General features: G+C 38.1%; 4 protein-coding genes. All 4 read right to left on the bottom strand.

Annotated features, from left to right (window positions below):
- Positions 1 to 257: 257 nt before the first annotated feature.
- Positions 258 to 788, bottom strand: a complete 531-nt coding sequence (locus RDQ32_RS11020; protein WP_308580531.1) for a GrpB family protein — start codon at positions 786 to 788, stop codon at positions 258 to 260.
- Positions 789 to 972: 184 nt separating this feature from the next.
- Positions 973 to 1,806 carry an SdpI family protein gene (locus RDQ32_RS11015; protein ID WP_308580532.1) on the bottom strand — a complete coding sequence of 278 codons (834 nt, stop codon included), beginning with the start codon at positions 1,804 to 1,806 and terminating at the stop codon, positions 973 to 975.
- A gap of 217 nt (positions 1,807 to 2,023) precedes the next feature.
- Positions 2,024 to 2,527: a GNAT family N-acetyltransferase gene (locus tag RDQ32_RS11010; protein WP_308580530.1), complete on the bottom strand. Its 504-nt coding sequence runs from the start codon at positions 2,525 to 2,527 to the stop codon at positions 2,024 to 2,026.
- 62 nt (positions 2,528 to 2,589) lie between these two features.
- Positions 2,590 to 3,027: GyrI-like domain-containing protein (locus tag RDQ32_RS11005; protein ID WP_308580529.1), on the bottom strand; the 438-nt coding region annotated here is incomplete at its 5' end.

Here is a 3,027-nt window from a genome sequence, read left to right as displayed (position 1 = left end):
TCTGTCCCCCATACTTATAGCCCTAATTTTCCTAACCACTCCTCAATATCTTCTATATCGGTATTCGTGGAAAGCATCAGTGTATCCTCATTATTTTCATCGCATAAGATCAATTCCTGTCCCCGGATACTTCCTTTCTATTTCCCTACTAAATTTTTCTAAACGAGATATCGCACGCTTTGCGCACGATACTCGTTATGAATCAAAATCATGATTTTCCGCTTTGTTTACATGAATAAAACTTGTTACAGACATCTCTACTTTCCCTCAAGGTCAGTGGTTTCATATAGGAGATAAACTCTTTCAATAAATTTTCCTTTGTATTCCAAATATTTGTCTATATCCTTAGGATACAGCCGGGCAGCTTCCCTTTTCACTTCGGCATACTCCTCCACCAAATGAGGCTGGGTACGCAAATAATCTCGAAAAGCAATATGTCTCTTCAGTTCTTTAGAGTCCATAGGGCAGACATACAAATGGTGCACCATAAGTCTCGGTTTCTCTTCATAGGAAAATGCTTCCCTTCCCTCTATTCCAAGATTCCCTTCATGCCGGTATCCCTTCTTTTCCAGCAGGCTTTTCATTTCGGGAAAGACCGACATATCCGGAATCACAATATCCATATCAATAATTGGCTTTGCCGCTAAATTTTCCACCGAGGTACTGCCAACGTGTTCAATGCTAAGGCTTTTAGCCAAGATTTCATTACCAAGGGAAGCAACGATTTTTTGAAACTCTGTCTTCCATTGTGGAGTATAGTCTTCTATGACAATATGTTCTGTTCTCATATTTTCTCCATAGGTTCTTTAGAACACTACAAAATAAGACTTCATTCTAAAATTCATAGTCATAAAAATCTCAGAACTGACTCTTATAAACTTTCCAACAAAGTGCTAATTGCATTACAACATTCTTCAAACTCAATGCCTTTAGCATAATCAAAGTCTTTTTGATAATTCTCCCACCGGCTTTTCATAGAAGTACCTCAAGATACGGTCTAAGCTTCTCCTCTACATGAAGGGCTCCAGCATAATTTGAAAAAAGAGGAATGTTCTTGTCTTTTCGCAAAACATATCGTTTAAAGGCCTCTACTACTACTTGTACATCCACGTGATTTCTTGTTTTCAAAATATCACATAGCGTACGTTCCGCAGAATAAGCCTTCACGGGGTTTCCCGCCGGACTAGTAAGTTCTGTAGACCCCAGGCTATAAAATGGCTCCTTTGCCCCCTTAGCTAATATACCATCCTTTTTAGGATTAGATAAATTATAAGTAGCAGGAAAAAACATTTGAAACTTAAGAGGAGTTCTATCCGCCAAATCACAGAGAAAAAGAGCTGTTTCCAAGGCATAAATTCCCCTTTTATAGCGAGTTTGCAAATTAACAAATTCATCGTCCCACGCTTCCGGTAATATATAGACTCCTCTTACGGAACGTTCTAAATCTCCTTTTTTTACAAGATGCTGAAGACTCCCTCTGAAAAATCCCGCATGAACCACCATGGCCGTTGTAAGAACAGCATTATTCTGTTTTGCAAGTTCCAGAATTTTCTGAGAATCAGTCATACAATCACCGCCTTTTTTACTTTCTTGCTGTATACAATATGTTAAACAAGCATAAAAGTAAATTAATTTTTCCACTGTCTCCGTTCCCTTTTCAAAAACAATGGCCATGGCAATCACGGAGAGAAGTGCTGAAAGTAGTCCGCAAAGATACCATGCTTTCCCAAAATATTGATTCGCAAACTTCCATGTTTCCTCATTCCTCATTGACCTTTTTGTTCGGTATCCATATACATAATTGATTTCTTTCGGGGTTCTCCTGAAAAGTAGCTAGCCAAAGAAAAGCATAGTGAACGGAATAAGTAAAACCATGATTAGCATGAATATCCAAAATCCCATTTGAATTCCCTCCATTCTTTTACTTCTAAAGGATCAATTCATCCTCAACTAAACTTGAAAATCATTTTTCTTGCTCTTCTTATGTAATCATGAATAGTTTACTAAATCTAGGTTTATCCCATCACATTATTCTTTCCATAATGACCGCTATTCCATTCTCATTTTCTTTTTCTACGCCCGTCTCTGTAAAACCACATTTTCTCCAAAAGCTCCTACTTTGCATATTTCCTTTCATATAGGCCAGTCTTACTTTTTCATAACCTTCGCTTTTCCATGCCGTTAAAGCCTCTGTAATAATAGCGCTCCCTTTCCCTTTTCCGGACTCTTTACTGTCCATCATAAACAAGCCGATGAAGATCGTATCTTCTTTTGGAAAGGAGCGAATAAAGTCCATAATGGCAATTAAGTTGTCATTTTCAAAAAAGCCGATATAGAATTTATCCTCAAGGCTTTTCCCCTCCGGTAAGGCTTTTAAATCATTCAGCACCGTTTCCCTACATGGCTTTGGTGGGCAATACGCAAAGTATTGGGGATTGCCATTCTCCAGATTCAAGATTCCGGAGATATCCTCTTCCTCCATTTTTTTAATTCTATACTTTGTAGACAGTTGGCTGATGTTCAGCATACTTCTTCTATCTCCCCAATCCTCTTGAAATGTAATCTCTTTTATCTTTACAAACCTGTTTTTTAAGCTTTAGTTATCGGAATCCACAGCTCCATTTTATAATCATTGCTGTGCATATCACCTTCATAATAATATTCAAAGTCAGGTTTTCCTGAATGAATAAAGCCATGCTCAGGGAAAAAGACTTCCATTGCATATTTCCACCCGTTATGAATGCACTCCGGAACACTTCCTACTAATTCTACAACTGCATACTCTGCTTCTTCCACTTCCAAAACATCTAAGCCCATACTTGTGGCTTTATCTACATCATTAACGATATAACCAGCCATATAATTTATTGTGCTTGGATTTTCCACATCATGGCAAACGCCCATACTTTGACCGCTTCCCAAGCTCGCAAGCTCATCGTGTCTATATTTTTCATACAGTTTATCCCAGACATTCGGACATAATGATGAATTGATGCTTTGTTCATTTACCCCTGCAACTGTAAATGC

Origin of the sequence: uncultured Oribacterium sp. (assembly GCF_902481605.1) — a bacterium.
Lineage (GTDB): Bacteria > Bacillota > Clostridia > Lachnospirales > Lachnospiraceae > Oribacterium > Oribacterium sinus.
The sequence above is the reverse complement of the archived record's forward strand: the minus strand, read 5'-3'. Positions and strand labels throughout refer to the sequence as shown.

Excerpts from the sequence above, each read along its gene's own strand:
- RDQ32_RS11010 (WP_308580530.1), bottom strand. The coding sequence starts at position 2,527 with ATGCTGAACATCAGCCAACTGTCTACAAAGTATAGAATTAAAAAAATG.
- RDQ32_RS11020 (WP_308580531.1), bottom strand. The coding sequence starts at position 788 with ATGAGAACAGAACATATTGTCATAGAAGACTATACTCCACAATGGAAG.